Origin of the sequence: Bacillus sp. 3255 (assembly GCF_031456485.1) — a bacterium.
Taxonomy (GTDB): domain Bacteria; phylum Bacillota; class Bacilli; order Paenibacillales; family NBRC-103111; genus Paenibacillus_E.
Window position 1 is genome coordinate 106,211 of sequence record NZ_JAVDUS010000003.1, and the last position, 18,028, is coordinate 124,238.

At 48.7% G+C, this 18,028-nt stretch carries 13 protein-coding genes; 10 read left to right on the forward strand and 3 right to left on the reverse strand.

The window, feature by feature from the left end; all coding sequences use genetic code 11:
• Nucleotides 1–18 precede the first annotated feature (18 nt).
• The 7 genes from J2X61_RS05325 (at nt 19) to J2X61_RS05355 (ending at nt 13,004) form a co-directional block, all read left to right on the forward strand.
• On the forward strand, nt 19–1,350 hold the full coding sequence (locus J2X61_RS05325) for an ABC transporter substrate-binding protein (RefSeq protein ID WP_310186416.1): 1,332 nt from the start codon (nt 19–21) through the stop codon (nt 1,348–1,350).
• A 62-nt stretch (nt 1,351–1,412) separates the two neighbouring features.
• Entirely contained in the window at nt 1,413–4,679 is a 3,267-nt protein-coding gene (locus tag J2X61_RS05330) for a carbohydrate-binding protein (protein ID WP_310186418.1), read from the forward strand.
• Between the two features lie 126 nt (nt 4,680–4,805).
• Nucleotides 4,806–6,281, forward strand: coding sequence for an S-layer homology domain-containing protein (locus J2X61_RS05335; RefSeq protein ID WP_310186421.1), 1,476 nt, complete (start codon nt 4,806–4,808; stop codon nt 6,279–6,281).
• Between the two features lie 40 nt (nt 6,282–6,321).
• Nucleotides 6,322–10,326 (forward strand): NPCBM/NEW2 domain-containing protein, encoded by a 4,005-nt coding sequence (locus tag J2X61_RS05340; protein ID WP_310186424.1) that lies wholly within the window; start codon nt 6,322–6,324, stop codon nt 10,324–10,326.
• Between the two features lie 139 nt (nt 10,327–10,465).
• On the forward strand, nt 10,466–11,068 hold the full coding sequence (locus tag J2X61_RS05345; protein WP_274469030.1) for a histidine phosphatase family protein: 603 nt from the start codon (nt 10,466–10,468) through the stop codon (nt 11,066–11,068).
• Between the two features lie 449 nt (nt 11,069–11,517).
• Complete coding sequence (locus J2X61_RS05350) at nt 11,518–12,465, forward strand: helix-turn-helix transcriptional regulator (protein ID WP_310186425.1); 948 nt, start codon at nt 11,518–11,520, stop codon at nt 12,463–12,465.
• 56 nt (nt 12,466–12,521) lie between these two features.
• A complete protein-coding gene (locus J2X61_RS05355) occupies nt 12,522–13,004 on the forward strand; it encodes a GyrI-like domain-containing protein (protein ID WP_310186426.1) in 483 nt (160 codons plus the stop codon).
• An 84-nt stretch (nt 13,005–13,088) separates the two neighbouring features.
• On the opposite strand, the gene J2X61_RS05360 is transcribed toward J2X61_RS05355, so the two are convergent.
• Nucleotides 13,089–13,835, reverse strand: coding sequence for an SDR family NAD(P)-dependent oxidoreductase (locus tag J2X61_RS05360; RefSeq protein WP_274469035.1), 747 nt, complete (start codon nt 13,833–13,835; stop codon nt 13,089–13,091).
• A gap of 120 nt (nt 13,836–13,955) precedes the next feature.
• Between J2X61_RS05360 and J2X61_RS05365 the strand changes: the two genes are divergently transcribed.
• Nucleotides 13,956–14,846: a LysR family transcriptional regulator gene (locus J2X61_RS05365; RefSeq protein ID WP_310186429.1), complete on the forward strand. Its 891-nt coding sequence runs from the start codon at nt 13,956–13,958 to the stop codon at nt 14,844–14,846.
• A gap of 168 nt (nt 14,847–15,014) precedes the next feature.
• On the opposite strand, the gene J2X61_RS05370 is transcribed toward J2X61_RS05365, so the two are convergent.
• A complete protein-coding gene (locus J2X61_RS05370) occupies nt 15,015–15,653 on the reverse strand; it encodes an HD domain-containing protein (RefSeq protein WP_274469037.1) in 639 nt (212 codons plus the stop codon).
• A gap of 41 nt (nt 15,654–15,694) precedes the next feature.
• The gene (locus J2X61_RS05375; protein WP_274469039.1) at nt 15,695–16,342 is read right to left on the reverse strand and encodes an FMN-dependent NADH-azoreductase; all 648 of its coding nucleotides are present in this window, start codon (nt 16,340–16,342) and stop codon (nt 15,695–15,697) included.
• A gap of 159 nt (nt 16,343–16,501) precedes the next feature.
• Here J2X61_RS05375 and J2X61_RS05380 point away from each other — a divergent pair, with 159 nt between their 5' ends.
• Together J2X61_RS05380 and J2X61_RS05385 are read left to right on the forward strand one after the other, a co-directional pair.
• On the forward strand, nt 16,502–17,014 hold the full coding sequence (locus J2X61_RS05380; protein WP_274469040.1) for an Rrf2 family transcriptional regulator: 513 nt from the start codon (nt 16,502–16,504) through the stop codon (nt 17,012–17,014).
• A 166-nt stretch (nt 17,015–17,180) separates the two neighbouring features.
• Complete coding sequence (locus J2X61_RS05385; protein WP_310186435.1) at nt 17,181–17,993, forward strand: MOSC domain-containing protein; 813 nt, start codon at nt 17,181–17,183, stop codon at nt 17,991–17,993.
• Nucleotides 17,994–18,028: the final 35 nt, after the last annotated feature.

Below are 18,028 nucleotides of genomic sequence, written 5' to 3' on the forward strand. Positions count from 1 at the left end.
TTAAGGAGGTCCATAGTTATGAAATTGCATCAATTAGTGGGTCTGGCAGGAGCCGTAACTCTGGCATTGGGGACGGCCGCAGGATGTTCGAACAGCACGAGCTCAGACGGAGGTGCTACCACCCCGGCAGCTTCATCAGGCAGCGACAGCAATGCGGCGACCGCGGTGGTCACGCTGATGACTTGGGAGTCTCAAGCGATGAACGACAAGATCATGGCCTCAATGAAGAAGTTCGAGGAACAGAATCCGGGCATCACGGTTAAACTGCTTCCGGCGCCGCTTCAGGATTACGGCATCAAAATCAATGAGATGATGGCAGCCAAGCAGGCCCCGGATATTTTCATGACCGGGAATGACATGACGCTGCAAAACGGGGCGAAAGGACTGCTTTACGATTGGTCGGCCAAAGCTAGTGCGGATCAGGAGTTTATGAACGGATTTTATCCTGGTGTTGTAGACAGTTGGAAATCGAATAACAAGCTTTACGGTTTGCCGGGTCTTCTTAATACATATGGCATTTTCTACAACAAAAAGCTGTTCAAAGATGCCGGTCTTCCGGAGCCGAAGCGGGGATGGACTTATGATGAATTTTTTGATGACATGGCCAAATTGACTTCGAATAAAGGCGGCGTACAGCAATACGGATATTACGGCAGACCGGATGCGTTCAACGTATCGCTGTATTCGGTATCGGCGGGAGGCGCTCCTTTTACCGATTCAATCGTCAATCCGACCAAGGTGGAAGTGAGCTCTCCGTTTATCGAAGGTGTGAAGAGGTACCAGAAAGCGATAGCGGATAAATCCATGATACCACCGACCTTCGACCAATCCAGTGTCATGGCGTCCTTCAAGGACGGCAAGGTGGCGATGACGATGCAAGGGCAGTGGGTGGCCGACGACTTGATCCGCAACGCGCCTAACCTGGAATGGGGCTTTGCTCCTCAACCGGTTGTGAAGACGCAGTCGGAAATTTATGATGCCGTCGGTTGGTGCAGCCCGGCTACCATCAAGAATCCGGACGCGGTCTGGAAAGTACTGAAGTATCTGGATTCCTCGATGTATCAAGAAGTGCTGCCGTCTACGCCGGTCGCACCGGCCGCTTACAAATCGGCAACAAGCGCATATTTCGATACGCTTAAGAAAGCGGGTCATCCTGATTTGGCGGAAGGGATTGATTATATTCTGAAATCGCCCAATACGCAGCCGGTACGGTTCTTGACGACCTGGTCCGGGAAAGCGGGGCCATTCATCGACGCCGTCTGGAACAATGTCTTGAGCGGCAAAGCGGGCGAAGCCGAGCTGAAGGATATGGCCGACAAGGTGAACAAAGTGATTTCGTCATCCAAGTAAGCTGACAGCATTCGGAATTTGAATTGAAAAAAATTCAGTCTTTTCGGAGGTCATGTGTGAGTATGAACAAAAAAAAGGGTTTCAAACTATTCATCCTGTCTACGGCTTTTGCCTTAACTTTCACATCATTTTCTGCGCTCAGAATCCCGGAAGCAAATGCTTTTACTTCCTCCGAGGCGGATACGGCCATACAAGCGTTTAACGCGAAGTTCTGGGACAGCAGCGCAAAGCTATTTTGGAAAAATTCCAATCGCGGCAGCAACTATATGGACTTTTGGATAGAAGCGGAGCTTTGGGAAATGGTCATGGACGCCTATCTCCATACTTCCGATGCCGGCTTGAAAGCGCAGCTTCGAACTCAGATTGACGACATTTTTGACGGTACGGTAGCAAAATACGGGGAGGATTGGACCACCAATCATTTCAATGACGATATTATGTGGTGGGCGATGGGTTCAGCAAGAGCCTATGACATTACGAAAAATCAAAAATATTTGGATAAAGCCAAGTATTATTTCGACTTTGTTTATCATACGCAGTGGGATGAAAGCTTTGCGAACGGCGGCATCTGGTGGATGAATACGGATCACTCTACGAAGAATGCCTGCATTAACTTCCCCGCAGCCGAAGCGGCCGTTTATCTGTATAACATCACGAAGGACGATCATTACTTGGATGCAGCCACCCGCATTTACCGTTGGGGCAAGACGATGCTGACGGACGGCAACGGGAAAGTGTTTGACCGTATCGAGATGGAGAAGGGCGCCGTCCCCGATGCGACTCATTACAACCAGGGCACTTTCATCGGCGCTGCGGTAGGATTGTATCAAATTACCGGAAATACCGTGTATCTTGACGATGCCGTGAAAGCGGCGAGCTACACCAAAGAACATCTAGTCGATGAAAACCGTTTGCTCCGATACGAAGGACCGAACCACGACCTAAAAGGCGGCAAAACGATCCTGCTTCGCAATCTTGCCTATCTGCAAAAGTCCGTCAACGAGCGAAGTGAAAGCACCTACAAGCAATTCGCTGCGGACTTTAATGACTGGGCGGCTTTCAACGCCCAAACAGCATGGAACAATCGCAACGCCGACAACATCGTCGATGGCAACTGGGCAGGTCAGCTGCTTTCCGGAACTTATGAGGCTTGGGCATCATCCGGCGCAGTAGAAGCATTGACTGTTTTGCAATCGCAGGATGTCGTGATCGGCGGGTATGTCTCCAAAAATCCTTATGATAAGGTAGAAGCGGAAAGCTATAACGTCGGTACCGGATTCGTTATGGAAGGAAGCACGGATGGTACGCTTCAGCTCGGCGGCATTCAGGCAGGACACTATGCGGCTTATAAACATGTAGATTTCGGATCCGCAGGAGCTATCGGCTTTATTGCCCGGGCGGCAAGCGGTACAGGCGGGGGGAACATCGAAGTAAGACTCGACTCCTTGAACGGTCCCAAAGTCGGAACCTTGAACGTGGAGGGAACGGGCGGATGGAACAATTTCACGGATGCCGTGACCGTTCTTAAAGACGATCAAGGGAATCCGAGTAAAGTAACCGGCGTCCATGATGTGTATCTTGTCTTTTCGAAGAAGAACGATTCCTATTTGTTTAATTTGAACTGGTTTAAATTCACCACAACGGATCCGACCAAATCGGATGCGTACGCCAGGCTGAAGGCAGGTAACTTCGACAGCAGCTCGGGTCTAAGCAAGAATGCTGATTGGGGCTTCCTCGATGGCATTAAAAATAACGCTCACGCCTTATATAAAGGCATTGACTTTGGAGCTGGTGCTGCGGGAGTTACCGTACATGTAACCAGCGGGAATCAAGGCGGCACGATCGAGGTAAAGCTGGACAGTCTGGACGGGCCGACCGTAGGCGTGATCGGAATTCCTGCTTTAGGAAATTGGAATGATTGGGTCGACATCATATCCAACATCGATGATACCAAGGCAGTTGGCGTCCACGATGTGTATCTCGTATTCCACGGAACAAATGGAAGCGATGCGCCCTGCAATTTGGATTGGTTCACTTTCTCTACCGTGAAAGGGAAAGCAAGGAATGCCTACAGCAAGCTGGAGGCTGAGAACTATACGAGCGGCGTTGGCTTTGGCACGGAGAACGGGGGCGGGCAAACGTACTTGGCGGGCATATACGGTCCCAATAAGCCGTATGCCATGTACAATTACATTGACTTTGGAACTAAGAGTCCGTCCAAATTTTATGTGAATGCGGCAAGCGACACCGGCGGAGGAACGATAGAAGTCAGAATCGACAGTATGAATGGTCCGGTTATCGCAACAAGCCCCGTTACGGGCACTGGCGGGTGGCAAAATTTCAAGGTTACCTCAACCGACGTAACCACCCCTGTAACCGGTCAACACATTGTGTTCATGCTGTTCAAAGGAAATGATTGGTTATACAACTTCGATAAATTTACTTTCGGTGATCCGTCCGTATTTACGGCGCCGACTCCGCCGACTGAACCTGTGTCAGACAGTGTACCTCCGGGAGAGGTAGAGAATGTGCAAGTGATTCGCAGCAACGACACCATGACCCTGTATTGGGACGGTCCTTATGACATCGATGGTCACAAATCGCAAATCGCTGTATTTAGTAACGGCCAACCGGCCGGAACTACCATTGATGTGGGTAGAGGCATCCAAACCGCTGTTGTAACGGGTCTTGATAAGAGCAAGAGCTATGCGATTCAGATCAAGAACGCGGATAAGTCGGGGAATGTATCGAAGGGAATCACCGTAGACGATAAAGATATGCCTACCTATTCTTTATCCGCAAACGGAATCGTTTTAAAGGATGGTGATGTCATTGAAGACGATTTGACTCTGAACTTCAAAGCATGGAATCGCTTGTCTGCGTTCAGGTCTGCACAAATCGCAATTGACGGTAAGGCATATACGATCGATCCGACAAAGCAGCAAAGCATTGATATCGATATGGCCGGTAATCTAGGCATGAAGACGGCTGTTATCACCCTTGAGGACGCATCTGGAAACAGGCTTGAGAACACCAGGAACGTCAGCGTGACAACCAGCGTCTATGCGATGCAGCATTTAGTTACCCGGTTCACGAATTCCGGCGAACTGAGCGGAGCGATCGTCCCGCAGCTGTCCAATTCACTTAAGCAGGTTCAGCATCAGCTGGACAAAGGCAAACAGGATCAAGCGGTAAAGCATATGCAGGATTTCATCAAACATTTAAATAATGAAGCTTTAAGCGGTAGTGTACAAACTCGTGCAAAGATGATTCTGAATAAGGATGCTCAATTCCTCATCGATGCGTGGCTGCAAAGGAATGGGGGCTAAACGCCCAAATAAGAAGGTCGACTGCAGGTCGGCCTTCTTCTATAAACTAATGGAAGAGGGCAGTCCTGATTAGATCGGGGCTGTATGGATGGCGCCAATGGTGAATTCATAGTAAAGAGGTGGGTTATGAAAAAGGTCATCGGTCTGCTTATTTTTGCAGGCATCTTCTGGACGTCCTATGCTGGAAGCGTTTTCTCGGCTTCATCGGTTGTTTTGGAGGAAATCAAGGACGGCAAAGCCACGGATACCGTCACGATGCTAGGACACACCGATCTGGAGACGATCACGATCAAAGTCTTAAGACCGAATCAAAGCATTCTTTATATGAACGTTGTAAAGGGAGGGGACTTCAGCGATTCGTTCACCTTGCCGGATGATTCCGCACCTGGCACCTATACCGTAATTGCCGGAAGTGGCGACGATCAGAATTTGAAGAAATTCCAAGTTATCGCGCCTAGCCATGAAGAAGATGGCGAGGACTCGGGAGGAGGAACGTTTCTTGCGCCGGCTCATCCGACGCTCACGCTCAAGCCTGTCATACAGAACGGCATTGCCTCGGTTCAGCCGGAAGCGGGCCACAACACAGTGTTAATTGCCGTTGAGGATTTTGCGAATATGCCGCTAAAAGTGTTATTCCACGACGTGTATCTATCACTTGGGCCGTCCGAAGTTCAGGCTCTTCTCACACGAGCAGCCGACAAGGAGGGGGCTGTTCTTCAAGTCAAGGCGGAAGCGGCCGCAAGCACGGAAACGGGGCGGTTGATCCGTCAGAACGGCGCTCAATTGCAAATGGCCGGCAAGATCTTTGACGTAACGTTGACGCTGATAACGAAGGACGGCACTGAGATTCGGGCCGTTCAGCTGGCCGGGGACACGGTGCTGTCGCTGCCTTACGATCCGAAGGCCGATGAACGCTTGCTGGGTATCTACTACCGCAACGAGAACACGAGCCAATGGGAATACGTTGGCGGAACGGTGGATACGAGCTCGGAGCGGATCCAAGCCAAGCTTGAACATCTGAGTTCATATGCGGCTATCTCGTATAAAAAATCGTTCGATGACGTCCCATCCAGCCATTGGGCAAACCGAACGCTGGAATTGCTGGCTTCTCGTCATATCGTGTCGGGCATAACCGAAAACTTGTTTCGGCCTGACGACCCTACGACACGGGCGGAATTCACGGCGATGCTGGTGCGCTTATTGGAGCTGCCGACCGGCGGAGGAAGCACGCCTTTCTCGGACGTAAGCGCTGATGCTTGGTATGCCGATCCTATCCAGAGAGCCTATGCGGCCGGGTTGATCTCCGGGCTGACGGATACCGAGTTCGCCCCCGATGCCGCCATAACCCGTGAACAGATGGCTATGCTGCTCGTGAAGGCATATGAAGCCAAGCGCGGGAGCCTTCATGCGGGACAGGCTCCGCAGCCGGTCTTCAAGGATGCCGATCAGATTTCCGGATGGGCCCGGGAAGCTGTGTACCAAGCATCGGCCTTGAAGCTGATGCAGGGCATCGGCGAGGGCATGTTTGACGCTCAATCCGCAGCTACGCGTTCACAGAACGCTCAAGCGATTTACAATTTGATGCAAAACCTTAAACCCTAAACGCAGTTGGGCAAAATTATAAATCAGGAGGAGAGCACGCTTGCATAATAGACGCTATTTGCCGCCAATTGCGGCCAAGTTGTTTTTAATGGTTTGTTTGCTGTTCGGCACTTTGCCGTTCGGGTTGCCGGGAACCGTATCGGCTAATTCCGTGCAGCTTCCAATCACCCCCAACACATTCGACGAAAGCACCGGTATGAAGGAAGCGAGTGCATCGGTGACCGGGGCAACCTATAGCGAAAGCTCAACTGCCCTCACTGTGACCGATGGAGTCTACGTGTCCGAATTGAATTGGGTCAGCATGGAATCGTATTGGAGCGGCGCCAAAAAAGATAAGTCGTTGGACGGTAACAAGCTGACCTCGGCGGGGAAAACGTATAGTAAGGGCATCGGGGTGCACGCAAATTCCAAAATCGTGTACAATCTTGATCCCACCTACAAGCGCTTTACGGCGGTTGCCGGGATTGACGACGAGGTCAAATCGAACCCGGATTATGTCAAGGCCAAGGCCAAATTTCACGTGAAAGCGGATGATAAGATCATCGCCAGTTCGCCGGAATTGAAATTTAACGAAACGTATTCATTCCAAGTCACGATTCCGGCAGGGGCTAAGACGCTGACCTTGGTCACCGATGACTTAGGCGACCCGACTTGCGACCATACGGATTGGCTGGACGCCCGATTCCTGCTGACCGACGATCATGGCGGCTGGTCGCCTTCCGATCCTGTCGTTATGGCCAGCCCCGGAGGTCAAGTCACCAGTATCATTGAGCAGATGGATGGAAGGCTGACTTATTCGATGAAGTTTAACGGCGCAACTGTGGTTGATAAGTCGGCGCTCGGCGTCATCGTGGACGGACGCGATATCGGCGAACGGGTGATCTGGGATAGGACACAGGCGGTCACCGTTTCTCCAGACGCTATCACTTATCCGATAACCGGCAGCCACTCCACGGCCATAGATCATCACACGCTTACGACGATTCCGATTACGGATATTAATAGCGGCATTACCTACCAGCTTCAAGTCAAACTGTTTGATGATGGAATTGCTTTCCGATATGTGATTCCGCCGGGTACCTCGGACCGTGTGTTCTCAGGTGAAAGCACCAGCTTCCGGTTGCCCGCGGACAGCATCGTCTGGTATCAGCAAAATACAACTAATTACGAAGGTCGCTTCACGAAGCAGAACGCCCAGTCTGTTCCTGCGAATACGAAAATCGGCCCGCCGATGACCATTAAGCTGCCGGGCAGCGCCGGGTATGCCGCGATTACCGAGGGAGCGCTCATTCAATATGCCGGCATGACCTTGATGGCCGAAGGCGGAGCCAGCTTCAAAGCCAATTTCATCAACGGCGGCAATTGGACCTTGTCCGGCGAGGTTTCGACGCCATGGCGAATCGTTACCGTTGCCCGCGATTTGAACGGTCTCGTGAACAACGACATCATCACCAACGTGAGCCCGCCGCAAGCGCCGATCTTTGACAACAACATCGATTGGATCAAGCCCGGCTCCTCCACCTGGTCCTGGGTAGTGGACGGTGATGTTAGCAAACGCAACATGCTGCACTATACCGACTATGCGGCCGAATTAGGCATTCCGTACAATCTGATTGATGAAGGCTGGACGGACTGGGCATCAACGCCTGAGGAGTATTGGGCCGCGGTGAAAGAAGTCGTGGACTACGGCAAATCCAAGCATGTCGAAAGCTGGCTATGGAAATCCGCTTCCGATCGCTTGGGCATCAAGGGGTTGTTCAACCGCGAGGACCGGATATCCTTTTTCGAAAAGGCTAAAGAGGCGGGTGTCGTCGGAGTCAAGATCGATTTCATCGACGGCGAAGAGCTGTTCAAAATAAACTTCTATAAAGACACGCTGGAAGACGCCGCAAAATATCACTTGATGGTTAATTTCCATGGGGCCAATAAACCGACAGGTATGTCGCGGACTTATCCCAATGAATTATCCCGCGAGGGCGTGTATGGTCTGGAGCAAGGTGCACCGCCTGCCGATCATAACGCTACCTTGCCGTTCACCCGCTACCTGGCTGGTAACGGCGACTATACGCCAATGTCGCTCAGTAACCGGATGGGCAAAAGCTCCTGGAGTCATCAGGTTGCGACGGCGTTAAGCCTCACCTCGCCGATCCTTTCCTTCGGGGAGCATCCGGAGAACATGCTGCTGAATCCGGCTGTAGAGCTATTGAAGAGCATGCCGTCGGCTTGGGATGAAACCATCGTACTGCCCGGCAGCGAAATTGGGGAGGTTTCGGCGATGGCCCGCCGCTCCGGTACGACCTGGTATGTGGCCGCCATGAATGGCCTGGAGGAGCGCGCTATGGACCTGAACCTGTCATTCCTCGGCAGCGGGAAGTACAATGCCAGCATCTATGCGGACGATATGACGAAACCTAACGCTTACAACCTTGATAAGCAAGTGGTGACTTCAGGCGACGTGTTAAGTATGAAGATGAGAGGCAGCGGAGGCTATGTGGCCAAATTCAGCCAGCTTGACATGGAGCCGTTCGGCGGCGGATTTCTGGATCAGCGTACGGTTCATTTGACAATGCCGGACAGTGCAAGCACGCGCGAAATTCATTATACACTGGACGGTTCCGAGCCAAAGGCTAGCTCTCCGAGATACGAGAAGGAAATCGTGATTACCGATTCCGCTGTCCTCCGCGCGGTCATTACGAGGGGGGAAGGAGCCGGCAGCACCGTAACGGCTCGATTCAACAAAACTTTGCCGCTCATTAATATTTTGTACGACGGGGACCGGAACTGGGTCAATCCAGGCGGGAAAGTAAGGATACAGACCAATGCGGAGGGGAGCGACTTCGAAATTCGCTATACGCTGGATGACAGCGAACCGAACCAACACTCCCTGTTGTATACGGGACCGTTTACGCTCCCTGTAAGCACGGCCAAATTGAAAGCCAAGCTTTATGCGAAAGGACAACCGGGCTCCAACACAGTATCGAAAACGCTATATACGCTGGAACATAACGCACCTGTGCCGCCTCTGCCTTCGGTTTACCTGGATGAACTGAATTGGGTAAGCGCGACATCCGGCTGGAACAATGTACCGAAGAAGAAGCTCTCGATTGACGGCAATCCATTGAGAGCAGGCGGTAAAACGTATGAGCGCGGTTTGGGGACACACGCCAATTCCGATATCGTATACACGATTCCTAGTGGGGCCAAAAGATTTGTCGCTATTGCCGCTGGGGATGACGAGGTGAAAGAAGAAGGCGGATATGCAAGCATGCTGTTCAGCGTGTATGTGGATGGGGAGCTTGCTGCCGCTTCGCCGCTCATCGGCAAAGGCATGCTGTGGAACTTCGACGTCCCGCTGCCGGAGGGAGCCAAGCAGATTCTTCTGTCGCTTAACGATGCGGGGGGTAAAAACTTCGACCACGGCGATTGGCTAAACGCCGGTTTCATGACAACAACTTGGACGGCCCGAGAATTGGCGGCGAGCATGAAGCAGATCGCGAATCCTTCGCCAAGCGACACCAGGCTTAAACTGCCAACCGTACCGACGGGATTCCGCATCGCGATTCAAAGTTCCAGCGACCCTAGCATCATTGCGCTGGACGGCACGATTTTAGCGCCTAAAGTGCAAACAACCGTACAAGTGGTTCTGGAGATTACCGACTTGTCGGACGGCAGTAAGGCGTCGACCGAGGCGATTCCCGTTCTCGTCCCGCAGGCAAGCGGATTAGCCCCATATACACTTACGACCACAGGCATTCTCAAGCGCCAAGGCGGCATCGAGGCCCAGGTGAGTGTGCAGCCGACGCCGGATGCGGTCAAAGGTCCGGATGAGCAGGTCATCGTCTTTCAACTGATGAAGGGCAACACGCCTGTAGGGATCGTTGCTGTGCAATCCGACAGAATCGAAACCTCCAAAGCTTTTACCGCTTACTTCAACATGGCGGACTTTGATTCCAGTCTGTACACGGTTAGAGCCATGGTGCTGGACCGCTTCAACAGTGATTTGACGTCTCCCGTCAGTTTGGCGGAGACGGTACAGTTACAATAGGCTGGGATAGTCCAGAGAAACCGTTCTTTCTGTTAAGGAAGAACGGTTTTTTGACCTCTTCAGATCTTGTGAATTTTCTTACATCTCGGTTCAGATTGAATGATAAGATAAAAGTAAAGCCATTTACTTAGGAGGTAGTATGCTAACATATATTTACTTTGTTCGGCACGGAATTGCACCCTTTTCGTTGGAGCTTGAATCGTCAGCAGGTGGAGCTAGTCTCAATGAGCAAGGAAAATTTGACTCAAAAAGAGTAGCTGATTTATTAAGAAACGAAGACATTGATTTAATCGTTTCTAGTTCATTTAACCGGGCGAAAGAGACTGTCATGCCATTAGCAGAGTTATTACAAAAAGAAATTATTCAATTTGATGAGCTTATTGAAAGACCGATCGCGAGTTTAAGCTATCCAGTACCTGAAGAAGAACTCTTATGCGGTATTGAAAAATCTTTTAGCGATATCGATTTTTGCATGCCGGAAGGGGAGACAACAAGACAAGCTCAAGAAAGATCTATACCCATAATAATGAATTTGTTGTCTGCCTATGAGGGCAAAAAAATCGTAATCGGTACACATGGAAACATAATGACGATTATTTTGAATTATTTCGATTCAAGTTACGGGTTTAATTTTTGGAAGCAGACCAGCAAACCGGATATATATAAACTTGAATTTGAAGATAGAAAATTAAAGCATGTGCGGCGATTATGGACCTTAACAAATCAAAGTTTAATGAATTAACTGGCCAAGATTCATATTACCGATAGCATTTGCTTACTTCATAAAATTTCGGACTAGATTTTCGACGACTACATCTCTCATATTATCGTTTTCCTCCTCCAATATGTGAATAAAATACTCTTCATTCGAGTTAGAAGCTCTGAAAATCATATTTTCTTTATCTGTTAGCATGACGTTATGGCCACAATCCCTGAGACATTTCTCATAATCATTCAAAGTTGGCTTTTGATGCTCCTCCAAGAAAATAACCCCTCTTAAAAGGGAACTTTTATCCTGGTGGATTACTTTAAAATGAACTGTGAATTCACTTTTCATAAGTCAAATCATCTCCCTGTTCGCACTTTTGATTGCTACTAAATTCATAATAAATAAGATGATTGCGGGAAGCTGTGATATTTATTACATTATGTAAGAGAAGAGCTTGGAGTCTAGTGAGGTGTGCAATCGTAATGAAAATTGACCGCTTGCTGGCAATAACGGTACTGCTGCTGAATCGCGGGCGTGTCAGTTCCAAAGAATTGGCTGACCGTTTTGAAGTTTCGACGAAGACGATTTATCGGGATATGGAGACCTTGAATCAATCGGGCATTCCGGTTGTGGCCCATCAGGGCATTTCCGGCGGATTTGAAATCATGGAACCTTACACCATGGCTCGGCAATTTTTGTCGCTCAGTGAAATTGAAGCGATTGTCGCGGCGGTAAAGGGGATGCATTCTGCCGTGGATGACCGTATGTTCGGCACTCTTCTGGATAAGGTAAAGGCGATGCTCAGTCGAGTAGATCGACTTCAAATGGAGCAGCAGGGAGCGGGAATTGTCTTCGATTTCAATCCGTGGGGGCAAGGACCTGTTGCGCGGGATAAAGTGAACAGCCTGAGACAGGCAATTGAGCATACAAGCGAGGTTAGCTTCAAGTACTTAAACATGAACGGTACAGAGAGTGAGAGAGTCGTCGAGCCTACTGCTTTAATTTTAAAAGGATACCTCTGGTATTTGCAGGCTTATTGCACGCTCCGAAATGAATTTCGCGTGTTTCGATTATCTCGCATACAGGAGCTGCGGGTGTTGGAGAAATCCTTCTTAAGAAAACAAGCCCCTTCGCTTGAGAACTACGCCTGGGAGTCGGATTGGTCGAATGCGAATCTGCAAGAGATGACATTTCGGTTCCATTCGAAGGTTCAGTACCGCGTTATGGATACCTTCGATCCGCAGCAAGTTACAAGAATGGAGGATGGGTCTTTACAGGTAAAAGGATCCTTCAACGAAGATGAATGGCTGTACGGCATGCTGTTGAGTTATGGTGAACATGTCACAGTAGAAGAACCGGTCGGTGTAGCCGAAGAAATGGTGAATCGGGCACGAAAAATTATGGAGTGTTATAAGAAACTGGACAGATAGGTGTCCACGTTCTCCCTGTATACTGATCATAAATACAAGAAGATGAGGGTGGAACTATGCATACATATATAACGAAGCAACCAGCAATAACCCTAACAGGTGTTCATGTTCGAACGACAAACGCGGAGGAAGCGGGTCCGAATCGGCGGCTGCCGCAGCTGTGGGAAACGTACTTTCAAAGCCAAATGACCTCGCAAATCCCGACAATCAATTCCCATCTGATCTATGCGCTCTATACGGATTATGAAAGTGATGCTGCAGGTGCGTACACCACTCTGATCGGGCACGAAGCAGCCGGCGAGAAATCGCAGGATGAGGACAAGTTCCACACCGTACAAGTACCGGCGGGCAAATATTTGGTATTTACAACAGAAAAGGGCCCTGTCTATGAAGTGGTAGCACAGGCGTGGGGCAACATTTGGGCCTATTTTCAGGAATCAGTGGAAGTAAGGGCATATACGGGGGATTACGAGCTGTATGACGCCAGAAATTTGGATCCCGCGCAGACACAGATTCAGATCTTTATAGCAATTAAGTAGGTAAAAAGGGCGCCTCATGCAGGCGCTTTTCTAATATTTATAACGCGAATTAGGTTCAGATAAATAAGAACAGGTTGCAGCCTCTTACAGAGATTGTCCGCTGTCTACGGTGATGATCTGACCAGTCATTGCATCCTGTTCCAAGGCAGCGCAGACCATGGAAGCAATATTTTCGGGTGTCGATATTCGCTGTAATAATAGGTTGGGAGCAAGCCGGTTCATTTGTTCTTCTCTTCCGGCCCACCATCTTGTCGCGACGGCTCCCGGGACGATGCAGTTGACCCTAATATCTGGAGCTAATGCTCTTGCTAACGATTTGGTTAGACCGTGAACGGCTGCTTTCGATACGGCATAAGGCAGCGAGGAGCCCAACCCTGTTTGTCCGGCGATGCTGCCAAGATTAACAATCGCACCTTGTTGATTTTTCTTCATGAAGGGCGCGACGGCTCGTGCGCAGTAAAACATCCCTTTTACATTCACAGCAAACAACGCATCCCAGCTTTCCTCCGTTACCAGCTCCAGATCCTCCATCGGAATGTGTTGGGTGATACTGGCATTATTCACGAGCAAATCCACCGTTCCGAATCCGAATTGCTGAACAATGGTTTCGATCATGCTCCGGACTTCCTTCTCTTGTGATACATCCGCTTGTACGGCGACTGCCCGCCCACCCTCATAGTTTATCCGTCGCACAGTTTCTTCTGCATCTGTCTGAGAGCGTGAATAATTTACGATCACGATGGCCCCCCGTTTAGCCAGTGCGAGACTGGTTGCTCTGCCAATCCCCGTACCGCCGCCGGTAATTAGGGTCACTTTGTTCTTTAATTCCATAATAATTCCACTCCCTTGGCTTCTTGATGGATTCATTGTAATAGATACAATGACGATTGTATAATTGAACTATTTGAATCATTCATTCAATTTTTTTGAATTGTCACAGGGGGATGGACCGTGGATCTTAAAACGTTAAAAACATTTCAACTGATCGTGAAATACGGAAGCTTTATACGCGCAGCACAAGAAATGAACTATGTGCAATCCACCGTTACGATGCAAATAAAAAAGCTCGAATCCGAATTGGGCGTACTGCTGATAGAGCGCGGCAAAGAGATTGGCCTGACGGAAGCCGGAAGGCTGTTCTACGAACAGAGCCTGCAAATCGTAAAAAGTATGGAGAACCTTCAGTCAAGCTTATCGGATTTGACATCCGGTGAAACAGGACATATACGCATAGGAGTGACAGAGCCGACTGCAAGTTACCGCTTGCCTGGTATCTTGGAGAAATTTATGTCTGCTTATCCGAATATCCGCATTTCCATAGAAATCTCGAACACCCCGGCCCTTACAGAGCGGATACTTAAAGGAGAAATCGATTTCTCGCTTTGTACAGCACCTAGCATCAGCTCCGAATTTTATTTTGAACCTTTATTTCAAGAAGAGTTCGTAGTCTTAATGCCCGAGAATCATCCGCTTTCGCAGAAGGATGTGCTAGAACCGGATGATTTTCGGGGGCATCGTTTACTTATTACATCATCGACTTGTCCATATCGCAGGAAGCTGGAGTTGGTTATGCAGGAAAAAGGAAATGTGACGCTCGATACCATGGAGATCGGGAGTATGACGGCTTTAAAATTTTACGTAGAGAAGGGGATAGGGATCGCACTTGTTCCTAAAATTACAGTGGAACCCGATAAGGGGACTCTTGTTAAGATGATTAGCGGAAGCTTGGTACATATGACTTTTGGGATCTTGTGCAAGGAATCCGCCTATCCGTTCCAATTGGCGAGTCAAAAGCTCTATCAATACATAAAGCGGGAATTAGTAACGCATTCCGAAGGCTAAGCATCCACGGCGAAAGCTGAAAAAGCTGCTCCGGCAGCCAACCGGAAACAGCATTTCGCATAGGTTTATTTCACCTGTCCACCAGAATGGGGGATGGGTTTGTTCACTTTCATTTTAAAATCCACCGATGTGTCGCCACCGAATTCGCACTCTTCTGCTCAAACCTCATTATTCTTCCCATCTGGAATGCAGAACATGGTTGCAGAAATTTGGACGCGTATAGCCCGGGAGAAGCACTTCGCAGATATCGGCGTTAATCGTGCCATACGTCGTTTCCGGTTTATGTTTGAAGCCTTCCAAGAAGGCATGCAGAATGTTGTGTTTAAATTGGTTGCGCGGGAACGCTTTGACAATTTGCTGGCGGGTTTCTTCGGAAATGAGGTCGAAATTTTTCCCCACGACATCGTATCCGACGCCAAAATTCATCAGCGCTGCTTCGGATTCTTTGTATTCGACGATTCCGATCGTTGTATGCAGGGCGACTGCATCCCACACCAGCCTAATCGATTCCTCCGGGACGCCGCGGCTTCGCAGAAAATCGCGAGCAGCATTGGCCCCGTCCACTTCGAAACGCTTGTCCGGACTGCGATATGCGGGCGTTAGGCCCAAATCGTGGAAAAGAGAACTGATATACAGCAATTCCGGATCATACTTTACTTGCTGCTTCTTGCCTTGGATCGACGCGAAAAGAAATACCCTGTTCGAATGGTTCCACAGGAGTTCGTCGCCATGTTCGCGCAATAGCTCGGCCGCTTCGACGGCCAACTTACTATCAGGTATCTTGATATCTGCGATAAATGTGGACATTGCTTACAGCCTCCTAATCTAGGTCGTATCTGGGTCGAATATTAGGCCATCACTTTCTTGGCTAGACGAGCTGCTGCTTCTTTGGCTTCATTGTTTGCTTTGTCCAACACGGCTGCTTTGTCCAGCACGGAAGTACCTTGAGCGCGAATGATTTGGTAATCCTCAACGCCAAGGAAGTTGAACATGGATTTGAGGTACTTGTGCGAGAATTCGTTGTCGGTGTACCAGTCGTTGTTCGTGTACACGGCACCGCTTCCTTGAATCACGAGCAGACTGCGGCCGTCAGTCAGCAGACCTACAGCGCCATTTTCCGTATATTTGAATGTTTCACGCGCAATCATGATGTTATCCATGTAGTCCTTCAGCCGGGAAGGAATGTTGAAGTTATGAAGTGGCATAATAATGACGTACTTTTTGGCTCTTTTGAATTGCTGCAGAATGGTGTTCATGCGGTCCGTAACGCGCCGCTCGTCCTCCGTCAGTTCGCCATTGGAAGCGAATTTACCCCAAGCGTTCAGAACGGTGCTGTTCACTTCCGGAATTTCTTCCGCGTATAAATCGATTTGTTCGATCGTTTCGTTCGGGTTCAGCTTGCGGTAATTCTCAATAAAATGTTTGCCAACTTCAAGGCTGATGGATGCAGGGGAATCTACAGTGGCATGCGCATTAATAACAAGTAATGTTTCCATATATCGTACCTCCAAAATGAGTTTTGAATATCCAATTGGCGACAAATGTTATCGTCGATATTCATTGGTTATAATATACGACTGTGAGCAAAGGAAGTCAAAGCCTTTTTTCTGGTAATCATCCTGAGGCTGTCACTAAGTTGGGAAATGGGGGTTCTTATGCAATATAGCGTCGGCGTTGAATATGCACTGCACTGTCTCGTGTACCTGATTCCGAACGAAACAACGATCGGCATTAAGGAGCTTGCGTTCTTTCAAGGTATTCCGGAGACCTATTTGTCCAAAATATTCACGAAGCTTGCTAAAGCCGGTATCATCACCTCGGTTCCTGGCGTTAAAGGTGGCTTCAAGCTTGCACGAAACCCTGATGAAATTTCCTTCTGGGATGTTGTCGAGGCTGTGGAGGGCAAGAAGCCGATCTTCCAATGCCAGAACATCAAAGATAACGGCTACCTGTACCGCAGGGATGACTGTTCGGCATGCACAGCGTCCACGAGTCCTTGCACGATCAACTTCGTCATGCTCGAAGCCGAAGAGACTATGCAGAATTATTTGCGAAGCAAAAAATTATCTTGGCTGGAGGATGAATTGGATCGCGTTCTCCCCGTGCAAACACGCAAAGATACAAGGGCCTTCTTCGCTAAGCGCGATTTCAAAAATACAATCGAATAGGAAACAGGCAACATTGATTAGGATTTTCTATCGTTTCAATTAAATATTCAATATTGATCTATTATTTTATTAAAAGTATGCTATTAAACAGGAAAACACTTGAAGCATAAGATGTTGATCGTAGGGAAAAATATGTAATGCGCTGTACTTAAAAAGGAGATGTTGTATGAGCTATCCCCGTGTGGTTTCACTTTGGAGATATCCCGTAAAATCGATGATGGGAGAAGAGTTAAATGCAACAGATATTACTGAAAAAGGAGTACTTGGTGATAGAAAGTATGCATTGATAGATACTTCAACAGGCAAACTTGCCAATGCGAAGAATCCCATCAAATGGCCGAATATGTTTGATTATCGTGCTGTATATACGGACCCGTTACAAGATCCAACAAAACTTCCTCCTGTTAGAATCACATTCCCTGATGGTAGTTGGGGAGTCACGACGGATGAAGATATAAGCGAGAGGCTCTCAGGAAAGCTGGGTCGTCCGGTTAAAGTGGCAGCAACTTCGGATCAAGCAGGTGATGTTCAGTTCGAGGGGTATATACCTGATATTGAGGGATTAAATAACAAAAAAACGATTTTCACCCGCAGTTCCCCGGAAGGAACTTTTTATGATATTGCAATGGTTCATCTAGTGACAACAGCCAGTATGAATAAAATGAGGGAACTAATTCCGGAAAGTCGTATTGAAGTCAGACGTTATCGATCGAATATCGTAATTGATGTGCCTAATGAATCAGGGTTTATCGAAAATGATTGGGTTGGTAAAACCGTTCGAATTGGGGATGAAGTGATAGTAGAGGTTACACAGCCTTGCGTTCGCTGTATCATGACAACTTTACCTCAAGGGGATTTACCCAATGATCCAGCTATCCTTCGAGCTTCCGTTAAGCATAATAATGGGGCAATGGGGGTATATGCGAAGGTCATTCGCACTGGACGTATTTATCGTGGAGATAAGATTATAGTCGAATAACAGAAAAGAGGACAAGAACATACATCCTTAAAGAT